18 protein-coding genes are annotated in these 19,106 nt (G+C 61.4%); 5 read left to right on the forward strand and 13 right to left on the reverse strand.

Going from position 1 to position 19,106, the window contains the following annotated elements:
- Positions 1-990 (reverse strand): phosphotriesterase family protein, encoded by a 990-nt coding sequence (locus QRX41_RS02670; protein ID WP_101432973.1) that lies wholly within the window; start codon positions 988-990, stop codon positions 1-3.
- 244 nt (positions 991-1,234) lie between these two features.
- On the opposite strand from QRX41_RS02670, the gene QRX41_RS02675 reads away from it, so the two are divergent.
- On the forward strand, positions 1,235-2,275 hold the full coding sequence (locus QRX41_RS02675) for a sugar-binding transcriptional regulator (RefSeq protein ID WP_313838521.1): 1,041 nt from the start codon (positions 1,235-1,237) through the stop codon (positions 2,273-2,275).
- Between the two features lie 110 nt (positions 2,276-2,385).
- On the opposite strand, the gene QRX41_RS02680 is transcribed toward QRX41_RS02675, so the two are convergent.
- The 12 genes from QRX41_RS02680 to QRX41_RS02735 form a co-directional block, all read right to left on the reverse strand.
- A complete protein-coding gene (locus QRX41_RS02680) occupies positions 2,386-3,474 on the reverse strand; it encodes an aspartate-semialdehyde dehydrogenase (protein WP_313838522.1) in 1,089 nt (362 codons plus the stop codon).
- Between the two features lie 17 nt (positions 3,475-3,491).
- Positions 3,492-4,055: an ACT domain-containing protein gene (locus QRX41_RS02685; protein ID WP_313838523.1), complete on the reverse strand. Its 564-nt coding sequence runs from the start codon at positions 4,053-4,055 to the stop codon at positions 3,492-3,494.
- Between the two features lie 23 nt (positions 4,056-4,078).
- Complete coding sequence (locus QRX41_RS02690) at positions 4,079-4,885, reverse strand: aspartate kinase (protein ID WP_082067745.1); 807 nt, start codon at positions 4,883-4,885, stop codon at positions 4,079-4,081.
- A gap of 157 nt (positions 4,886-5,042) precedes the next feature.
- Positions 5,043-5,645, reverse strand: a complete 603-nt coding sequence (gene recR / locus QRX41_RS02695) for a recombination mediator RecR (protein WP_313838525.1) — start codon at positions 5,643-5,645, stop codon at positions 5,043-5,045.
- Complete coding sequence (gene dnaX, locus QRX41_RS02700; RefSeq protein WP_313838527.1) at positions 5,645-8,521, reverse strand: DNA polymerase III subunit gamma/tau; 2,877 nt, start codon at positions 8,519-8,521, stop codon at positions 5,645-5,647. The genes recR and dnaX overlap by 1 nt, the downstream gene beginning before the upstream one ends.
- A gap of 71 nt (positions 8,522-8,592) precedes the next feature.
- Positions 8,593-8,988: an Rv3654c family TadE-like protein gene (locus QRX41_RS02705; RefSeq protein WP_198199525.1), complete on the reverse strand. Its 396-nt coding sequence runs from the start codon at positions 8,986-8,988 to the stop codon at positions 8,593-8,595.
- Positions 8,989-8,991: 3 nt separating this feature from the next.
- Positions 8,992-9,363, reverse strand: a complete 372-nt coding sequence (locus QRX41_RS02710) for a TadE family type IV pilus minor pilin (protein ID WP_313838530.1) — start codon at positions 9,361-9,363, stop codon at positions 8,992-8,994.
- Positions 9,356-9,736 carry a DUF4244 domain-containing protein gene (locus tag QRX41_RS02715; RefSeq protein ID WP_313838531.1) on the reverse strand — a complete coding sequence of 127 codons (381 nt, stop codon included), beginning with the start codon at positions 9,734-9,736 and terminating at the stop codon, positions 9,356-9,358. Before QRX41_RS02715 ends, QRX41_RS02710 begins: the two co-directional genes overlap by 8 nt.
- 187 nt (positions 9,737-9,923) lie before the next feature.
- Positions 9,924-10,466, reverse strand: coding sequence for a pilus assembly protein (locus QRX41_RS02720; RefSeq protein ID WP_313838532.1), 543 nt, complete (start codon positions 10,464-10,466; stop codon positions 9,924-9,926).
- Positions 10,457-11,119 carry a pilus assembly protein gene (locus QRX41_RS02725; RefSeq protein ID WP_313838534.1) on the reverse strand — a complete coding sequence of 221 codons (663 nt, stop codon included), beginning with the start codon at positions 11,117-11,119 and terminating at the stop codon, positions 10,457-10,459. Before QRX41_RS02725 ends, QRX41_RS02720 begins: the two co-directional genes overlap by 10 nt.
- 12 nt (positions 11,120-11,131) lie before the next feature.
- Complete coding sequence (locus tag QRX41_RS02730) at positions 11,132-12,220, reverse strand: CpaF family protein (RefSeq protein WP_313838535.1); 1,089 nt, start codon at positions 12,218-12,220, stop codon at positions 11,132-11,134.
- Positions 12,217-13,068 carry a hypothetical protein gene (locus tag QRX41_RS02735; RefSeq protein WP_313838536.1) on the reverse strand — a complete coding sequence of 284 codons (852 nt, stop codon included), beginning with the start codon at positions 13,066-13,068 and terminating at the stop codon, positions 12,217-12,219. The genes QRX41_RS02730 and QRX41_RS02735 overlap by 4 nt, the downstream gene beginning before the upstream one ends.
- Positions 13,069-13,849: 781 nt before the next feature.
- On the opposite strand from QRX41_RS02735, the gene QRX41_RS02740 reads away from it, so the two are divergent.
- The 4 genes from QRX41_RS02740 to upp all read left to right on the forward strand — a co-directional run bounded on the left by QRX41_RS02740 (position 13,850) and on the right by upp (position 18,833).
- Positions 13,850-16,096: an RNA degradosome polyphosphate kinase gene (locus tag QRX41_RS02740; protein ID WP_313838537.1), complete on the forward strand. Its 2,247-nt coding sequence runs from the start codon at positions 13,850-13,852 to the stop codon at positions 16,094-16,096.
- Positions 16,097-16,157: 61 nt separating this feature from the next.
- The gene (locus QRX41_RS02745; RefSeq protein ID WP_313838538.1) at positions 16,158-17,237 is read left to right on the forward strand and encodes an NUDIX hydrolase; all 1,080 of its coding nucleotides are present in this window, start codon (positions 16,158-16,160) and stop codon (positions 17,235-17,237) included.
- 13 nt (positions 17,238-17,250) lie between these two features.
- On the forward strand, positions 17,251-17,946 hold the full coding sequence (locus QRX41_RS02750) for a thymidine phosphorylase (RefSeq protein WP_313838708.1): 696 nt from the start codon (positions 17,251-17,253) through the stop codon (positions 17,944-17,946).
- A 248-nt stretch (positions 17,947-18,194) separates the two neighbouring features.
- The gene (upp, locus tag QRX41_RS02755) at positions 18,195-18,833 is read left to right on the forward strand and encodes a uracil phosphoribosyltransferase (RefSeq protein ID WP_015022561.1); all 639 of its coding nucleotides are present in this window, start codon (positions 18,195-18,197) and stop codon (positions 18,831-18,833) included.
- Positions 18,834-19,106: the final 273 nt, after the last annotated feature.

The raw sequence follows: 19,106 nt of genomic DNA on the forward strand, positions 1-19,106 counted from the left end.
TCAGGCCTCCTTACGGAAGGAGAAGAAGTTGTGGGCGTTGCGGATGAGCAGCTTGTCCACGTAGTCGGGATCGAAGCCTTCGGCGATCATGCGGGGACCGTCCACCGCCGGGTTGTAGTCCACACCGCTCACAGAGCCGTAGACCTTCTGGTAGGAGCGCTTGCCGGAGTCCGTGCCCAGGAGGATCCGGTCCTCATAGCCGTCTTTCTTGAAAGCCCTGAGCTCCATCATTCTGTTGGAATCGGGCTGATACTTGATCCTGTTGGTACCGTCGATCTCCAGATAGACGCCCAGATCCAGGATCTCCTCCAGGTAGTAGACATCAGCATTGCGCTGAATGTGGCCGATGGCGATCTGGTCCGCGGGGACCCCCAGTCCGATCAGGGTCTGGGCCTGTTCCAGACCACAGGTTCCATAGGTGGTGTGCGTGTTGATGGGCGCGCCTGTCTCGATGGCCGCCTTGGCAGCAGCCTCCATGCACTTGTGCTCGAAGGGCGTGATCTCTCCGTAAGCAGTGCCGATCTTGATGACGCCTGCCTTATAGGGGCTGCGATCCACCAAGGGACCGGTGTAGTCGTTGCGGTCGATGCCCTCGCGGATATCGGCGATAACCAAATCGGCGATCTGATCCACGCTGTAGCGGTTGATCCAGTGTGACTGGGTCTCCAGGTAGACATGCTCACGATGGAAGCCGGTGGCTCCGATGATCTGCAGATTCTCCACCGAGCGGGCCACCTCGGCCAGCTTCTCGATGTCACGGCCGCAGTTGATGGGGCACATATCCACCACGGTGCCGCCCTGCTTGCTCCACTTCAGCGAGGCCTTGGCGAAATAGCCGGCCTCGGTCTCTGCCTTCTCGACCGAATCCAGTTGATGGTCCTTGTCCAGGTAGACCTCACCGGCTCCCACCCGGATCAGATGGTCGTGGCTGTTGACTACGCCAAGAGTGCTCGGGTCGACATCTCCCAGAATGGTTCGTGCGAATGCCATGTGAACTCCTTTGTTGTTTGTACTTTGCGACTTCGCGGCACCGGTCTTCAGGCTTTTCTTCCGGTGCCTTTGACAGGAGACAGACTATGTGAGCAGTAAATAAACAACAAGGATATTGATGAACATATGTACTTGAACCATGGGTTAAAACCCAGATAGATTGCATTTTCACCCATGAAAACAAGTATTTTTTGACACTTAAAGGCAAATAAGCAGTTTTTACTGAGTCTGATAAAATGTACATATGTTCAGCGATTTACAGATGATGACCACTTCGGATGCCCGCAAGCGGGTTCAGCTGCTTCTTCGCATAGCCCGCATGTACTACCAGGATCACATGCTGCAGTCCCAGATCGCCGAAGCGACAGGCTATTCCCGCCCCTCCGTCTCCCGAATGCTGAAAGAGGCCCAGGAGCGAGGGCTGGTAAGGATCTCCATCGAGAATCCATTGGAACGGCTTGAAGACCTGGAGTCCAGGCTGATCCGACAATTCAATCTCCGTTGCGCCCGGGTCTCGGAGCCACCGCAGGGATGCACCGGGTATGATGTCGTGCCCCGGAGCGCGGCGTCTCTCCTGGTTGAGCAGACCAGGCCCGACTCTTTGATAACCGTCTCCAATGGCAACGCGGTCGCCTACACGGTTCGCGAAGTTCCTCTGCAAAACTGGACAAAGTCCAAGGTCGTGCAGATGATCGGCTCCCTGTCGCCGACCAATCCCATGACGGATTCACCGGAGATATGCCGCATGCTGGCCCAACGATTGGGCGGCAGCTATTCCACGCTGCCAGTGCCCATGATCCTGTCTTCAACCCCTGTGGCTGAAGCCATGCGCAAAGAACGCCAGATAGCCGACACCCTGACCCTGGGCGGACATGCCGACGTTGCGGTGGTGGGAGTGGGATCGGTCAAAGCGGGAAGATCGGGGCACATTTTCAAGGACTACGAAAATGCGGCCTTCATCAAGGAGGTGACCGAGCTCAAGGCTGTGGGACACATCTGCGGGCACCACATCGATGCCCAGGGCCGCCACATCCGAACCAGCCTGTGCGAACGCACTATATCGATTGAATTCGAACGCCTGAAGCGGATCCCCCTGGTCATAGGCGTGGCCTGGGGGCCGCAAAAAGTCGCCAGCATCCTCGCCTGTCTGCGAGCCGGGCTTATCTCAGCACTGGCCACCGACCGCGATACGGCCCAGGGAATACTTGAGCTGGATCGACGGCAGAGGGGATCAGGCGGACCAGCCTCACAGGTTTCGAGCCGAGCAAAGGCCAAGCAGGGCTGACCCTACATGAAAGCCATCAGACAGACGAGGCCTGGCAGAGCCGGTCATCCCATGCTCAGGAGATGCACAGGACACTTTGGGCATGCCACGCAATCAGCCCAGATGCGCAATCAGATCCTGTCGGCGAAATGCTTGCGGGCGATCAGCTCGGCGATCTGCACGGCGTTGAGGGCGGCTCCCTTGCGCAGGTTGTCATTGGCCACGAACATGGACAATCCCCTCTTGCCCTCCACAGCCTGGTCCTGGCGGATGCGGCCCACGAAACTGGGGTCCTTGCCGGCGGCGTCCAGAGGAGTGGGTATATCCGCAAGACTTACTCCAGGAGCCTTGGACAGCAGGTCGCGGGCCTGATCTGGGGTGACGTCGTGCTCGAACTCGGCGTTGATGCTCATGCCATGGGCTGTGAAGACCCCTACCCGCACGCAGGTGCAGGAGGCGGCCAGATCAGGCAGGTGCAGGATCTTGCGGCTCTCATTGCGCAGCTTCTGCTCCTCGTCGGTCTCCCCGCTGCCGTCATCGACCAAGTCGCCTATAAAAGGAACGGCGTTGAAGGCGATGGTGCGCACCACCTTGGTCGGCGGTGGGAACTCGATGGCCGATCCGTCGAAGACCAGTCGGTCGGCACCCTGCTCCACGGCGGTTTTGGCCTCGTCGCGCAGCTGGAGGACGCCGGCACGACCAGCCCCCGACACGGCCTGGTAGGAGGAGACGATCAGACGGCGCAGACCGTACGCCTTGGCCAAGGGGCTCAGCACCGGCATGCAGGCCATGGTGGTGCAATTGGGATTGGCCACGATCCGCCGTGGGATAAGATCCAGGTCCTCGGGGTTGACCTCGGACACCACCAGGGGGACCTCGGGATCCATCCGCCAATGGGAGGAGTTGTCGACCACGTAGGCTCCGGCCTCGGCGAAACGCGGGGCCCAGGTTCCTGAGGTCGAACCGCCGGCGGAGAAGATGGCCAAATCGATCCCGCTCAGGTCGGCCTGCTCAACATCCTCGACCGTGATGGTCCTGTCACGCCAGCGCAGCTGCTCTCCGGCAGACCGCGACGAAGCCATGAATCGCAGGTCGGCCACAGGGAAGTCCCGTTCGTCCAGCATCCGGCGCATGACCATGCCTACCTGGCCGGTGGCGCCCAGAACGGCTACATTGATGCCACGGCGTCCGTTGCTCGCCAAATCAGCCTTATCCGTCATTGCTCTCTCCTCTCTGCTCAGCGACCCGTGCCGCCGTAAACGACCGCCTCGACCTGATCAGCATCCAAGTGGAAGGCCGTATGGATGGCCCGTACCGCCTCGTCCAGGTCATGGATGGGCACCAGAGCGGAGATGCGGATCTCGGAGGTCGATATCATGAGCACGTTGATATGTCGGTCACTTAAGGCCCGGAAGAAGGTGGCAGTGATGCCCGAATGGGTTTTCATCCCTACGCCTACCAGGGTCACCTTGCCCACCTCGGGATTGATGTCCACTGATCGGAACCCCAATTGCTCGCGGGAGTCATCCAGCATGGGGACCACCTGATCAGCCTGAGCGGACGGGAGCGTGAAAGAGATGTCCACGGTGCCGGTAGCCGCCCCAGCCTGGACGATCATATCGATGTTGATGCCGCCCTCGGCAAGGATAGTGAAAAGCTGTGCGGCCACGCCAGGTCGGTCGGGCACGGCCCGCAGGCTGACCTGAGTTTCACTGCGGTCGTGGGCAACCCCTGAGATGATGGGTGACTCAGGGCCGTTCAGGTCCGGGAACAGGTCGCCCATGGATTCGCCGTTGGTCATGTCCTTCCTTCCGTCATATCCCGTCACCTGTCAGCGCGTGCGGCGGGGCGATCCGGCAGCTGGCCGGTCTCCAAATTGGGAATCTTGTCAGCATCGACATCGTCGGGCATGATCAGCGTGCCTGGGCGATGGGAAAAGGAACTGCGCACATGGATGGGCATGCGGAAGCGCTGGGCATACTCCACGCAGCGCAGGGCCAGCACCTTGGATCCGCCGGCCGCCATCTCCAGCATCTCCTCATATGAAATGCGGGCGATTCTACGGGCGGTGGGAACAATGCGAGGGTCGGCGGTGAAAACCCCGTCCACATCGGTATAGATCTCGCAGACATCCGCCTTGAGTGCCACGGCCAGGGCCACAGCCGAGGTATCCGAGCCGCCACGACCCAGGGTGGTGGCATCGCCGTCGGGGTTGACCCCCTGGAAGCCTGCCACAATCCCCACCTCGCCTCGGTCCAGGGCCTTCATGACTCGCTGGGGTCGGACATGGCGGATGTGGGCTGCGCCGTAGCGTGCATCAGTCATGAATCCCGCCTGCGAACCGGTGAAAGAATGGGCGCGCTCGCCTTGTGCATGGATGCTCATGGCCAGCAGGCTCATGGAGATGCGCTCCCCGGCCGTCATGAGCATGTCCATCTCTCGGGCAGGAGGATTGGAATCCACATCCATGGCCTGGTCAATCAGATCGTCAGTGGTGTCCCCCATAGCGGAAACCACCACAGCAATGTCATTGCCGGCGCGCTTGGTGTCAATAATGCGCTTGGCCACACGCTTGATGGAGTCCGAGTCCGCCACCGAGGACCCGCCATACTTCTGAACGATAAGTGCCACTGCTGTTCCATCCCGCGACGGTTAAGCCACTAGACCATCATCTGCAACATGTTGATTACATGGATTATACGAACGACACCGTTCTATCAGACCCCCTCCACCAATATGCGAAACATTGACGGCAGCCAGGGAGGCTGCGAATCAGTGACCGCAGGCCTTACAGATCGCGACGGCCGGATATTGCCCGGCCAAGGGTGATCTCGTCGGCATATTCCAGATCGCTGCCGACGGGCAGGCCGCTGGCCAGCCTGGTGACCCGCAGATCCAGAGGACCCAGCAGCCGTCCCAGGTAGGTGGTGGTGGCTTCGCCTTCAATGTTGGGATCCAGGGCCAGCATGACCTCCTTGACCTGATCCGTGCCCAACCGCTTCAAAAGCTCGGGAATGCGCAGATCGCCGGGCCCGACGTTGGACATAGGGTCGATGGCCCCGCCCAAGACATGATAAAGGCCCCGATATTCTCCGGTCCGCTCAATGCTCATGACATCCTTGGGTTCCTCGACGACGCAGATGATGCTGCGGTCACGACGCGGATCCTGGCAGATAGGGCATGGGCTGGTCTCGCAGACATTGCCACAGATCTCGCAAAACCGAACCTTCTCCTTGGCGGCGACGATAGCATCGACCAAATCCTGAGCGCTACGCCGATCGGCTCCCAGAATGTAGAAGGCGATGCGCTGCGCACCCTTGGGACCGATGCCCGGCAGTTGCGCAAAAGCATCGATCAGCTCTTGAATGGCTCCATCATAGGTAGCAGCCATCATTCACCTCCCTGTCGCTGCGCCTGTTCCTGCCGGCGCTTTTGGACGTTGATCGGATTCTGGGGATCGTCAGCAGCAAAGTCCTCCACCTTGGTCACGTCGAACAATTTGGTCAGTTCATCCTGGCTCATGGCATTGTCCGCCCCGAGTCTGGCATCGTCCATGGAATAGACATCGTCCTCGGGATCCACTGACGGCCTTAAGGCCTGGGAGGAAACCGCAGCAGACGAGACCCCATCCTGATCGGAACCACCGGAGGCCGGACTAGCGAAGCCTGCTGGCATCGCCCTGCCCTCAGCTCCAGAAGCCTTTGCCATTGCCTGGGGGCCATCCGAGCCACCGGCGGTACCCGAACCATGACCGTCACCCCGTCTGTCCGACGAGGTTGGGGTGCCAGTTGCCGCAGCCACATCTCCGGGAGCCGACCCGGTCTGCAATGTCGAATTCGAGGTTGCAACCGAGGCGCTTCCCTGACCCGACGAATCAACCGACTTCGAAACTTCAAGCCCCTGATCCGAAGCTTCATGGCCTTGACTGTTGGAAGACTCCGCAAAGGCTGCGGTGCTGGTCCCGGAATCGGGCACGGCCCAAGGATCCGTGTCATCGCTCATGTCCGGCAGGGCCACCTTTTTGGACTCATGGTCTTTCTGGCCAGTGGATCCATCGCCGCCCTGATCAGGCTGCCAGGTCTTTTGCGGCGCATGAGTCGCTGGCATGGGGTGAGCCCAGGGATCATCGTCCGGCAACACCGTTGAAGCGGTCGAGCCGAAACCCGCCGCTGGAAGCGGTTTCGAAGACGACTGGACAGGGCCACCGACCGGGTGGTGAGCGTCGTCGGAGCTCCCGTCGCCTGAAGCTTCTCCAGGAGTGGACTTCCCGTCCGATGCCGATGCTCCGGCCCCACCATCATGACCGGCCGAGGCCGTCATCCCTCTAGGAGCATGCCCCTGCTCTGTGGCCGCATGAGGCATGACCGCCGCTCCAAGGTTCATGGTGGCTAAACCGGCTCGCGCTAGAGCCACCTCCTTCTTGACCTCTGCCCGGCGCTGGGGAGACATCCTGTTGACGGACTCCACAGTCTCGCCGTTGGCAGCCGTCCCCGATGGAGCGATCATGGTGGACTGTCCGAACTCCTGGCGAGCGCGGACCATGACGATACGCGGCACCTTGGTCTCCCCGTCAACCGACTGCGCAGCCACAGCCATGGCGAAGGCATGCTGGCTGAGTGGACGGTCAAAGGTCATAGACAGTCGCTGGCGGCCCGATGGGTCTGCTTTCATGGCCACGGTAGGCACACGATCCCGCACCACATACTGGCGTACTTCATCCGGCAGGGCAGCCACCAGTGCGTCCCAGCGCTTGTCCAGCTCTGTGCCGGTCGGGATCTCTGTTCCCGGTCCGCGCGAAGTATCATGCTGCGCCACCGGCTGTCGAGCCGGCGAGGAGGGGACTTCCTTGCGCTCGGGTTGGGCAGAGCCGGAATGATCAGGCCGCCCTTTGCCTTCTTGCCTTCCCTCAGCTGGAGAATCGGAATGGGAACCTGCTATGTTCTGAGACCCGGCAAAAGTAGCGGATGTCGCAGCAGACGACGAACCCGCCCCGCCAGGCTGTTCGGGGCGATCAGCACCGTCAGCACGACCAGATTGGGGTGCTCTGGACGGCCGACCGTTCTGCTGAGACCTGTCAGCGCCAATGAACCCGCTGCGGGCGGGCGCCGGGGCCGCACCACCGGTGGAAGCTCCCCCTGCAACCGTTGCTTGCTCCATAGGTTCGCAGCCAATTGCCAGCAGCCTGGCGGCCAGCAGCTCCAAGCGCATCCTGGGCGAGGTGGCCCCGTTCATTCCCGCCAGCGCATCATTGATGATGTCGGCCATTCTGGTCAGGACCTGCAGATCCAAAGCATCCGCCTGCCGACGCAGATCGGCCACCTGGTCGTCGTCGCCATCTTCGCTCAGCACGCTTTCAGCCCGGTCCCCCGCCAGTTTGAGAACCAGCAGGTCGCGGACATGGGCCAGCAGATCCTCAACGAAGCGCTGGGGCTCGAACCCGCCGACGACAACCTTTTGAATGACCCCGTAGAGGCCAGCACCATCGTGGTCGATCAGCGTATCCACAGCTTCGCCGATCAGTGCGGCAGGAGTGAAGCCCAGCAGAGCTACAGCCGCATCATAGGTTATGGTGTGCTCGTCAGCGCCTACCATGAGCTGGTCCAACACAGAAAGGGTGTCACGCACCGATCCGCCTCCAGCCCGCATGGCCAGCGTGAGGACACCGGGTTCGGCCTTGATGCCCTCCTTTTCGCAGATGCTCTCGAGATAAGGCCCCATGACTTCCTGGGGCACGAGACGGAAGGGGTAATGGTGGGTGCGGGAGCGGATAGTGCCGATCACCTTCTCCGGCTCTGTGGTGGCGAAGATGAACATGACGTGTTCCGGCGGTTCTTCGACGATCTTTAGCAGGGCATTGAATCCTTGCTGGGTGACCATATGAGCTTCGTCCAAAATGAAGATCTTGTAGCGGTCACGCACAGGGGCAAAGCCTGCCCGCTCCCTGAGCTCCCTCGCATCGTCGACGCCATTATGGCTGGCAGCGTCAATCTCCACCACGTCGATGGAACCGGGGCCTCCGGTGGCCAGATCCCTGCAGCTGTCACATTCGCCGCAGGGATGGCTGGTCGGTCCCTTGGCGCAGTTGACACAGCGGGCGAAAATCCGGGCACTACTGGTCTTTCCACATCCCCTGGGACCGGAGAACAGGTAGGCATGGGTCAGCCGGTTCTCATCCAGAGCTCGGGTAAGGGGCACCGTGACCTGCTTCTGACCGATGATGCCGTCAAAAGTGTCAGGCCGATACCGCCGATAGAGTGCTAGTGCCATGGTTCAAGGCTATCCATTTCTTTAGACACGTTCGCTTTCCTTCCGAAGGCTTCCGACCACGCTTCCTGTTCTCATTCACAGGGCTCAGGCCCTGCCCGGGCCGACTGGACCAGACGCGGCATCATCGAGACTCCGGTATCTACCCCCACCGAGACTTTCACGTCGCGTCCATCCACCTGGCAGTCTGTCAGAACCCCGCGGTTGAGACGGGCGACCCGGGAGGCCAGAGTACAGGGTTGCGCCTGCCCTTCGTCCAGGGCAGAAGCTGCAGCCAGAGCCGAGACATCGGCACCGGTGCGTGCATGTGCTCGACAGATCATGAGATTGCCCAGCAGGGCCGCCAGAACCAGACCCAGGCCAACCAGAGCCATCAGCATGATGCCCAGAACCGTGCCGGAGCCAGGATCCGAACCCCCTAGCCATGAACCGGTACGCTCCACGCGCGTCCTCCTGACATGTCCGAGCATGACTCATTCCTCCAATATGGCCATGGCATCGCCATGGACCTGTGCAGGCAGCACGCCCATCGGGCCGGAAACCACTGGGCATGACACCCTGACTGCCGTCTGCCCGGCCGATGGGCTCAACTTCACTTGAGTATGCGGACCGGCCATCCGGTGCACCAGCCCTTGGGGATCGCCCTTGCCCCGGGTGACGATCAGGTCTCTGGCAGCCGCGTTAGCCGCATCCTGACAAACCATGCCGGTTCTGATCGTCTGAGTCAGCGTCAGCAGTAAGAGAGCCAGAACCATGACAGCGGGAAGCACGATGGCGAACTCGGCCGTTACCGTGCCGTTATCGGATCGCCACCGTCGTCTCCACTCGGACCGTCTTTCAGCCAACGGCACTGAGCGCCTTCTTCACCAAACCCATCAACAGAGTGCGCGTGGAAGAGGATTTGACAATGGCCAGCAATACACCGGCCAGCGTGGCAGCTGCCACCATGATCACGGCGTATTCGGCAGTGATGGCACCCGATTCAGGTCTGGCCAGCACCACACCCATACGCGCACGCAGGGCACTCGCTGCAGAGTCCATAGCTTGGCTGATGCGAACATACAAAGCCGTTATGAACCGGTTGGAGCGCTGCCTCATTCTTTGCAGCCACCAGGACCCGGCACCTGCAGCAGGCCATGTCTCAGTTGGCACCAATTGCCCTCCTGCCTGTCTGGTCTGCAGATGGAAGACCGTCGCAAGCTCCTGTGAATATGTCATCGTTCTCGCCTTTGCCTTTCCTTGCCTTCCCCGCCCCGACGAATGGCCGTTCCTCAGGGGAATCGGCATCCGGTACCTTTCACTGTGCCCGTTCCGGTCGGCCTCGGTCGCCTTATCGGATGCATGTGGACGAATGAACCTGCATCGGCAGCCTGTGGACAACTCTGTCAGCATGGACTCCATGCCCTCAGGAAATCCGGCCTACGAAGGCCGCAATGCAGGGGATGACTCCGATCAGCACGAAGGCCGGCAGAATGCACAGTCCGGTCGGTACCAGCAGCCTGACGGTTATCGCCGCTGTGGCCCGGGCCAGCACGCTGCGGGCATGGTAATCCAGCTGGCGCAGGGTCGTCTCGATACGCGTCAGAGGTGATGATCCCAAACGCCAGGACGGCTCCAGACAGTCAGCCAGGACCTGCATGGACTGCCCATAATCAGGATCCCCGATCGCTCCCGACCAAGACAGATCCCATCCGTTGCCACGTCCGAGCAGGTGAGCCACGCGAACCATTCGAAGCCCATAAGGGCCTGGCAGCAGCCCACCAACCACACCTAGGGCCCTAGGCAGGGAGGCACCCTGACGAACAGCGACTCCCAACAAGGCCAATACCAGGCTCAAGGACGGCGTAGAGACCTGCTCATCGGCTAATCGCTCACTCTGGCCGTCGGATTCCATCAGCAGCAAGGCCACTATGCTCGACAGAGCGGCAATCAGTGGTTTCAGATCCATAGATCCTCCCTGCCCAGATCGTTCATCAGCAGATGTATCCAAACCAGACCAAGAACATAGAAGGCCGCCCCAAGGATCAGACATATAGTTCCCAGGCCTGGGCGACATAGGAAGGTCAACGGTCGCGCACCCATGAACTCTCCCATGATGATGGTCAACACCGGCAAGGTTGACAAGAGACGGATCGTGGCCCTGGGCACAGCAAAGGCTTTTTCCCGGGCTTCATCCAGCGACGCCCTCCGCCTTTGCATAGCTGCCACTGTCCGCAGCCCATCAGAAGCCCGGCAGCCCAGGATGGCGCTGAGCCCATAACAGGCCGTCAGAGCCTGGGCCATAATGGTCAGAGTCGGCCCCCGTTCCTGAGGCAGGCACCGGTTCTCCAACATGACCATGACACGTTCCCGTGTGACCTCCTGGGTGGCGAACCGCCGCCCGGATGCCTCCTCGAAAGCCTCTACCAGACCGCCTCCATTGTCGACATAGGCCAGCAGGGAAGTGACCAGCACCGCCAAGCCAGGCCGATCCGACTGTGCAGAGGGCCTGATTGACATGGCCTTCAGCCGTGCGGCCACGCTGCCGCTCGGCGGAAGCAAGGCCAGAAAAGCAATGGCCGTCAACATTGCAGCCAGCCAGGCTGCAGTCTCATCATTCATAATTCACCTCAACTACGGAACGCTCGCCGGGGCGCTGGTCACAATGCCCCACCGCCTGGCGAACGTTGACCAAGCCGTTCCATATGTAGCGGCCCCTCGGCCCGTCCACGTACAGACGGCCTCCCCAAGAAGCCGGCCATCAGCTGCAGCTGTCAGTCGACCAATCTGAGCGATATGCCTATGGCCGCCGGAACGTTCCAGATGGATAACAGCATCGAACGCCCCCTGCGCCAGAGCAGCCAGGGCCCTCGGCTGCAACCCCGCCAGCAGCCCCAGAGTCGCCAGCCTGGAAGGAACGCGTTCCACATTGTCGGCATGCAGCGTTGCCATGCCACCCCGATGACCGGAATTGAAAGCCCGCAGCAGATCAGCTATTTCCTCACCCCGACACTCGCCCAGGATGATCCGATCGGGACGCATGCGCAGTGTGGCCTTGACCAGATCAACCAGCCCTACACCCCCTGCCCCTTCGACGTTGGATTCTCTGACAGCCAAGGAAACCATATTCTCATGGCCGGCGATACGACCCAGTTCACGCACCTCCTCCACGACGACCAGCCGTTGCTCCCGTGGACACATGCCCAGCAGGGCCCGTAGGAGCGTGGTCTTGCCGGCACCCGTGCCTCCGGTTACCAGAATGCTGGCCCGATTGACCACCAGCGCCCGAAGGATGAAGAGCCAGCTGGCGGGACACAGCCCGGCAGCCGCCAGCTCCTCCAGACCTGGCGGGTGTCTGTTGGGCAGTCTGATGGAAATGGCGGCACCCTCGGGAACAAGCGGGGCCAGCACGGCGTGGACTCTGATCCCCTCCCTGCTGGAAGCATCAGCCATGGGCCGGGCATCGTCCAGGCGACTTCCCAGCTGAGCGCATAACTGCACGGCAAAGTCCCTCACAGCTCGAGGACCCGCGAATCCAGGCCGAAGCAGAACCTCCTCCATGCCCGCGCCTCGGTCGATCCAGACATGGCCCTGCCCGGTCACTGCGATGTCAGTCACCGCAGGGTCGTTCGTCAGCCCGTCCAAGTACCCGAAAGTGGGCGGCTGACCGGAATCGTCGTCGGGGAATGGATCTTCATTGCTTTCCCCACTTCCTATGATCATTTGACAGCCCCGGACCGAACCGATTCGCGAGAAGAGATCCGTTCTACTTTTCTTTCCCCGACGACGATCATCCCTGCGATCCGCTCAACCAAAGGATAAAGGGCCCGCGCGTACGTACGCGGCACCCGTTCCAGGCCACGCCCATCCAGAACGGATGCCGACAGCTTTGGTTGCGGCTTAAGAACCACGTCCACCGATCGACCCAGAAAATCCTCCGCCTGCTCCGGGTCGACGCCATGACTGACCCGGTGCTGTGTGGGCATCATTCCAATCAGAGCCATAGGGGACCTACATGAAATCAATGGACTGTCTTGGACTCGATCACCAGCATTGCTCCGGCCGTTCAGAGCATGGAGAAGCGCCTTCGCCCGTGCAAGGCCCAGCACGGTCATATCCACCATCAACAGCGAAGGCAGCCCTTTCAGCGAGCGCAGATTACCCAGACCCCGGCCCCGACCGGCATCGATCAGCAAGAGATCAGCAAATCCAGCCATTGCGCTGACTGCTGCATCCAAGTCCCACCAGCCCTGTGGCGGGGCACTCCAAGGATCGTTGCTGAGCAGCGGGATGCCATCCCAGGTCGGCAGTTCTTCACGGAGTGCCTGAGGATCCACCCGGCCTAAGGGCGCGTGGATTCGCCCAAGCCGCATGCCAGGCGCCCCCTCGACGCCGACCAGGACATCCATCCCTCCGCCGTCCAGGTCCAGATCCACCAGAGCGCACGACAAGGCCATGTCCCGAAGCTGTTTGCCCATCAGAGCCGTCATGGTTGTCAGCCCAATTCCTCCCGAGGCCGAGAGAAAGACCAGACCAGCCACGACGGACTCATGTTCAGCATCTTTACCCACGCTCCGCCGATCGGACAGGATGGGTTGCTTGAATCGAACAGCATCCTCGTCTTGCAGGCGACCTGATCCTGAGGATCTCGGAAAATCAAACTGTCGGGCCGCGCCCGCCACTCTTCCTGGTCGGTGTTCCGGAGACAACCCGACTGAATTAAAGAAGCGCGGAGTCCATTCGGGCGCTCGCCCTTTCATGCCACCTTGTATCATCGTCGGCGGTCTGCATATGCTCATTCCAGTCATGGCTACCAGTACACCCGCCCCCTGGCATCAGCACCAGTCCCCAGAGCTTATGTGGTCGAATGACTCCATGTTTCCACATCGCTTCGCCCTCACTGTGCATAAATCCATCGAGATTACGACACGCCTGAAACTGCAGCATTTTTGAGCCCACACCTATGAAAGGCCACAGATGATCACAGGGAAGCAACAGATTCCTCCAAACTTGGCGTATTCAGCCCGCCGTAATGCACGCAATCGCACAAAAGACCAAGCCGATTACTTGCTTCGCCCCAACTGCCAGTCATGCTTGCCAACGGCCTGAAAACTGGCATAATGGCATATACAAGGACGGTTCGAGAACGAGGAAGCCCACAAAGTGTATGGCCACTAGGACCGATACGTTGAACGGGTGTATAAGACTTGACCGTTGCAACGATGATGTTGTGCAGAGATTCCATCCGGATCGACCTTGTGGGAACGGCCTCCTGCGGGGGGCCGTTCCTATTTATCCACAAGCGTTATCGACGATTGCAGAGGACGGCACCTGCGAATAGAGTGCTATGGTATGGTTCAGAAATTTGACGCACCCTCCAAGGCCTTGCTACGCAGCCAGATCGCGGAGCATATTGCCGAGACCGACGGCCAGGCACGGCATGTATCCAGGCACTCGGATCACCCGGTCTCGCCCTTGCCTGAGGATCGCTATTTCGACCGGGAGCTGAGCTGGCTCAAGTTCAACAAACGCGTGCTTGAGCTGGCCGAAGACGAGAGCGTGCCCCTGCTGGAACGCGCCAACTTCGCTGCCATCTTCGCCAGCAATCTCGATGAGTTCTTCATGGTCCGCGTGGCGGGTCTGAAGCGTCGCGTGGACACCGGCATCGCTGTGACGGCCGCCAGCGGAATGAGCCCCCGTCAACAACTGAGGGCCATCTCCGAGCAGGCGCACAAACTCCAGGACGAGCATGCCCACTATGTCATCAACCACATCCTGCCGGATCTGGCCGCCGAAAGCATCATCCTGCTGAGCTGGACACAGCTGAGCAGCCAGGAGCAGGAACGGCTCACCAACTTCTTCCGCAACCAGGTCTTTCCAGTCCTGACTCCACTGGCCGTCGACCCGGCCCACCCCTTCCCCTATATCTCAGGCAACTCCCTGAACCTGGCGGTCTTGGTGGAGAACCCCACCTCAGGCAAGACCCACTTCGCCCGCGTCAAGATTCCCGACAATCTCTCCCGTCTGGTTCCTGTGGACGATCTGACCGACGAGGAGGGCCGGGAGGAGCGCTACGGGTTCATCACCATGGAGAACCTGATCATCGCCCACCTGGAATACCTCTTCCCAGGCATGATCATCAAGGAAGCCCGCTCCTTCCGCGTCACCCGCAACGAAGACATTGACGTAGAAGAGGACGACGCCGAAAATCTGCTCAACGCCATGGAGAAGGAGCTGCTGCAGCGTCGGTTCGGACCGCCCATCCGCCTGGAGATTTCCGACTCCGCCTCTCCCTTCCTCTCCCAGCTGCTGGCCAGCAAGCTCCGGGTCAACCAGGAGGAGGTCTATCGGCTGCCTGCCCCCTTGGACTGCACGGTCCTGTTCGAGCTGCAGTCCATCGACCGGGCCGACCTCAAATTCCGTCCCTTCATTCCCACCACCAACCGGCAGATAGCCGAGGTGGAATCCAGCCAGGCCCAGGACATCTTCGCCGCCATCCGTGAGCATGACATCCTCCTTCACCACCCCTATGACTCCTTCTCCACCTCGGTCCAGGCCTTCCTGGAGCAGGCGGCGGCCGATCCGCGAGTGCTGGCCATCAAGCAGACCCTCTACCGGACCTCGGGCAACTCGCCCATCATCAATGCCCTGGTGGATGCCGCACACGCCGGCAAGCAGGTTCTGGCCCTGGTCGAGATCAAGGCCCGGTTCGACGAGGAGGCCAACATCGCCTGGGCTCGTCAGCTGGAACGAGCCGGCGTCCATGTGGTCTATGGAATCGTGGGGCTCAAGACCCACTGCAAACTTTCCCTGGTGGTCCGTCAGGAGCAGGACGGCCTGCGTCGTTACTGCCACGTAGGCACCGGCAACTACAATCCCAAGACCGCCCGCCAGTACACCGACCTGGGTCTGCTCACCTGTGACCCGGTGGTGGGACAGGACCTGACACGGCTTTTCAACCAGCTGTCAGGTTATGCGCCCAAGTCATCCTTCCACCGCCTATTGGTAGCCCCGCGCACGGTTCGCTCCGGGCTGCTGCAGCGGATCGCCCGCGAGGAAGAGACTGCCCTGAACGGCAAGCCTGCATGGATACGAATCAAGGTCAACTCCCTAGTGGACGAAAAGATCATCGACGCCCTCTACCGGGCCAGCCAGGCGGGGGTTCGCATCGACATCGTAGAGCGCGGCATCTGCTCCCTGAAGCCAGGCGTGCCCGGGCTGAGCGAGAATATCCGAGTCCACTCCATCCTGGGACGCTTCCTGGAGCACAGCCGCATCTTCGCCTTCGCCAACTCCCAAGGCCCTCAGATTGGCGAGGGTCCCCTGGCCGGTCCAGAAGTCTGGATAGGCTCTGCCGACCTGATGCACCGCAACCTGGACCGCCGTGTGGAGGCGCTGGTCCGGATCACTGCCCCCGAGCAGGTGCAGGGACTGATCGACTATGTGGATCTGCAGATGGCTGACACCACCAGTTCCTGGCACATGCAGCCCGACGGCACCTACGTGCGCCACAGCCGGGATGACCAGGGCCGGCCTCTGGTGGACTCGCAGGAGTACCTGATCGACCGTCACGCCCGAACCCCCAGGGCCAGGCGATGATGATGCGCCTCCAGGCCGGCAGGTCCGCCGCCAAGGTGGATGATCGGGATGGCATCCGGCCATGAGCAGGACGGTCGAGGCAGCCGGAGCCATCCTCTACCGGTGGCGCACAAGCTTCCAGGGATGGATGAAATTCAGCGACGACGGCCGGGCAGCCCCAGGAGCCAGCCCACGCTCCGACCTCGATGAGCTGGAGCTCTGCCTGGTCCATCGTCCCAAGTACGACGATTGGAGCTGGCCCAAGGGCAAGCTGGAGAATCGTGAGACCCACATGCGGGCGGCCGTGCGCGAGGTCGGCGAGGAGACAGGCTGTCTTGTCCGGCTGGGGCCATACCTGGGAGATGCCGAATATCCGCTGAACAACGAGGGCCGACGCCGGGGCGGCAAGGGCGGCAGGCTCAAACATATCTGCTACTGGATGGCCACATCGACCGACTCGGAACACGCCGCCGGTCAGAGCGCGCTGCTGGGGCCCATCCACCGGCCTGATTCCAGGGAAGTCGACCAGATACGATGGGTCGGAGCCTCCGAAGCCCGCAAACTATTGACCCACCCCAGCGACAGAACCATATTGGACGCCTTCGTGGATCGGGTGGAGCAGGGCGGTATCCGGGCTCGTCAGTTGATCATCGTCCGCCACGGCAAGGCAGTGGCACGGAAGGAGTGGACAGGCAAGGATGCGAATCGTCCTCTGACCCCCAGAGGCGCCGGCACCTCCTACGCCCTGGCTAGGGAGCTGGCCTGCTTCGCGCCCGACCGCCTCCTGTCCTCACCCTGGATCCGTTGTGTGCAGACATTGCGCCCCTACGCCGACGAGGTAGGCCTGCCCATGGAGATGGTGGCCTGCCTGACGGAGTCCGCCTACCACCGACGCCCCGAACAGGCCCACAGCTGGTTGGACAGGCAGATGGCCGACCTGCTGACAGGCAACAGAACCACTATGATCTGCATGCATCGTCCGGTCCTGGGCGGCATCTTCGAAAAGCTTCGCGGGCTGTGCTCCAGTAGATCACTGTCCAAACGGCTGCCCGACGACTCCCCTTTCATGCCCACCGGCAACGCCGTCGTCCTCAGTCTGGCCGGCGACCCCAATCATCCGACCATCATCGACATACAGAAGGTGACTCCCATTGTCTACTGACAGCAACTCCAGAATCGGCTCATCCTCAATCCGCTCCTCCCGTACGGGATTCGTGGCGTCCGGCACCGGAGCATCCCGGCCTTCACGCCCAGGCCAGCTGGACCCGGCCATCGCCGACCAGCTCTCCGGAGGCATGGATCCGCAGCAGATCAGCGAGATGAGCCACGTGTCTGCAGCCTCCCTGCTGGACCGGGTCCACCACAGCGCCGACCCCGCCATCGTAAAACGGGTTCTGACCCTGGTGGATCGCGAAGGCGTGGATGTCGTGGCCGAGCTCTGGAGCGACAGCGACCCCGACTCCCTGCCCGGCATTCTTTGGCGGCTCTACATGCTTCGCAGCTGGATGCGTAAGGACGCTGACGGAATCAGTCGTCTGTGGCGGCTGGGCGAACCCACCGACACCGCTGCATCAGCCATCGCCGGCGTAGACCAGGCCCCGGAGGCCGACGACATCATCCGAACCGCCGACTCCATCCTCTCCGGAGCCTTCACCGGCGACTTCGCCATAGCCCTGGAACGGGCCGGAGCCTTCTGCGACGTGATCGCCCGCGGCATCAAGACCACCATCCGGGATGCCCAGAGCCGGCAGCTGGACGGCCAGGAGGCCAAGGAGGTGGACGCAGCACAGCGCACCGTCAACTCCCTCAATCAGACGGCCCGTGACTTTATGCGGGGCGCCTCGCTCTGGCGGCGGGGACGGCTGGAGTAGAGCCCGCCGCCCTTTCAAGCCGGAAGCGTAAGCGCGCCGTGAGCACAGATCAGACCCCGGCATGCCCTACAATGGGGACTGCGCCGGATCATGGCTAAGCCCCGGGCTCCGTTTGTTGCCGCTGCGAGCGGCGTTTGCGCCGACAGGCGCTTGCATGGTTCGGCGTTTTCATTTCCATTCCCAAATCGAAGGCAGCATGGCTTGCCGGTCGCTACCAGAAGCCGACCCGCTGAGCTACGCTGAGAGGTATGGAACTTCACGTACTGGAACACCCGCTGATCGAGCACAAGCTGACCGTACTGCGGGACAAAAACACCCCTTCCAACACCTTCCGCGAGCTGATCAGCGAACTGGTCATGCTTGAGGCCTATGAGGCCACCCGAAATCTGGACATCGAGGACCACCCAATCGAGACCCCGGTCGCTCCCATGGTGGGCAAGAAGCTCTGCTCCCCGCGCCCCATGGTGGTTCCCATTCTGCGCGCCGGACTGGGCATGCTTGACGGCATGACCCGTCTGCTGCCCACCGCCGAGGTCGGATTCCTTGGCCTCAAGCGTGATGAGAACACCCTGGACATCATCACCTACGCCAACCGCCTGCCGGAGGACCTCTCCGGCCGTCAGTGCTTCCTGCTGGATCCCATGCTGGCCACCGGCGGTACCCTGATCGCCGCCACCAAATACCTGGCCGAGCGCGGCGCCAAGGACGTGACCTCCATCAACATTCTGGCCGCTCCCGAGGGCCTGAACCGCCTCAAGGAGGAGATGGACCCCTCCATCAACCTCAAGGTGGTGGTCTGCGCAGTCGATCAGAAACTGAACGAGCACGCCTACATCGTGCCAGGCCTGGGCGATGCCGGCGACCGCCTTTACGGCGTCATCGACTGAGCTGGCGAACTGACAGGGGCATAAACCCCCATCTCTGACGAGGATCCGAACTTTGCGCGGTTCGGGTCCTTTTTTCAATCGCCTTCTACGGCAAGCCTCAGCTGAAGACACTCGGCAGGGCGGCCATTCCACCCATGCTCCTCCCGTCCCCTCGCACCCCCCCCCCGCCAAGCGCACAATCGCTCATCGCCACCCTGGTTCTCCCCTGGTCTGACCCTGAAAACACCCTGAGTGGGCCTTTGCCCAGTGTTGCAATAAGAACAGCGGCATTCA

The organism is Bifidobacterium kimbladii (assembly GCF_032193675.1).
Classification (GTDB): Bacteria; Actinomycetota; Actinomycetes; order Actinomycetales; family Bifidobacteriaceae; genus Bombiscardovia; species Bombiscardovia kimbladii.

Excerpts from the sequence above, each read along its gene's own strand:
- QRX41_RS02670 (WP_101432973.1), bottom strand. The coding sequence starts at position 990 with ATGGCATTCGCACGAACCATTCTGGGAGATGTCGACCCGAGCACTCTT.
- QRX41_RS02675 (WP_313838521.1), top strand. The coding sequence starts at position 1,235 with ATGTTCAGCGATTTACAGATGATGACCACTTCGGATGCCCGCAAGCGG.
- QRX41_RS02680 (WP_313838522.1), bottom strand. The coding sequence starts at position 3,474 with ATGACGGATAAGGCTGATTTGGCGAGCAACGGACGCCGTGGCATCAAT.
- QRX41_RS02685 (WP_313838523.1), bottom strand. The coding sequence starts at position 4,055 with ATGACCAACGGCGAATCCATGGGCGACCTGTTCCCGGACCTGAACGGC.
- recR (WP_313838525.1), bottom strand. The coding sequence starts at position 5,645 with ATGGCTGCTACCTATGATGGAGCCATTCAAGAGCTGATCGATGCTTTT.
- dnaX (WP_313838527.1), bottom strand. The coding sequence starts at position 8,521 with ATGGCACTAGCACTCTATCGGCGGTATCGGCCTGACACTTTTGACGGC.
- QRX41_RS02705 (WP_198199525.1), bottom strand. The coding sequence starts at position 8,988 with ATGCTCGGACATGTCAGGAGGACGCGCGTGGAGCGTACCGGTTCATGG.
- QRX41_RS02715 (WP_313838531.1), bottom strand. The coding sequence starts at position 9,736 with ATGACATATTCACAGGAGCTTGCGACGGTCTTCCATCTGCAGACCAGA.
- QRX41_RS02720 (WP_313838532.1), bottom strand. The coding sequence starts at position 10,466 with ATGGATCTGAAACCACTGATTGCCGCTCTGTCGAGCATAGTGGCCTTG.
- QRX41_RS02725 (WP_313838534.1), bottom strand. The coding sequence starts at position 11,119 with ATGAATGATGAGACTGCAGCCTGGCTGGCTGCAATGTTGACGGCCATT.
- QRX41_RS02730 (WP_313838535.1), bottom strand. The coding sequence starts at position 12,220 with ATGATCATAGGAAGTGGGGAAAGCAATGAAGATCCATTCCCCGACGAC.
- QRX41_RS02740 (WP_313838537.1), top strand. The coding sequence starts at position 13,850 with ATGGTTCAGAAATTTGACGCACCCTCCAAGGCCTTGCTACGCAGCCAG.
- QRX41_RS02745 (WP_313838538.1), top strand. The coding sequence starts at position 16,158 with ATGAGCAGGACGGTCGAGGCAGCCGGAGCCATCCTCTACCGGTGGCGC.
- upp (WP_015022561.1), top strand. The coding sequence starts at position 18,195 with ATGGAACTTCACGTACTGGAACACCCGCTGATCGAGCACAAGCTGACC.